This window comes from Bradyrhizobium sp. NBAIM03 (assembly GCF_020194055.1).
GTDB classification, from domain to species: Bacteria; Pseudomonadota; Alphaproteobacteria; order Rhizobiales; family Xanthobacteraceae; genus Bradyrhizobium; species Bradyrhizobium yuanmingense.
In genome coordinates, this window is sequence record NZ_JADYVS010000264.1 from 1 (window position 1) to 395 (window position 395).

Annotated in this window: 1 protein-coding gene; it reads left to right on the forward strand. The window is 70.6% G+C overall.

Translation table 11 applies throughout. The features are described from left to right. Window positions 1-395, forward strand: a 395-nt coding sequence (locus I6F21_RS38435) for a helicase-related protein (protein WP_276573649.1), incomplete at both ends; no start/stop codon positions are given.

The window sequence follows — 395 nt, forward strand, 5'->3', positions numbered from 1 at the left end:
ATTCAAGGCTGGGACGCTGCGCGTGCTGGTTGCCACCGACATCGCCGCGCGCGGTATCGACATCGACCAACTGCCGCACGTGGTCAACTTCGACCTGCCGAACGTGCCGGAAGACTACGTGCACCGTATCGGCCGCACGGGCCGCGCGGGTGCGCAGGGCGAGGCGATCTCGCTGGTCTGCGTGGACGAGCATGGTTTGCTGCGCGACATTGAACGCCTCATCAAGCGTGAGCTGCCGCGTACCGTGCTGGAACGTTTCGAGCCCGACCCGACCATCGCGGCGGAGCCGATTCCGAACGGGCGCAACCCGGCGGGCCGCGGCGGCAACGCGCGCGGTGGCCGCCCGGGCGGTGGCCGCAGCCAGCAGCCTCGCCAGGCCAGCGGCAACGCTGCCC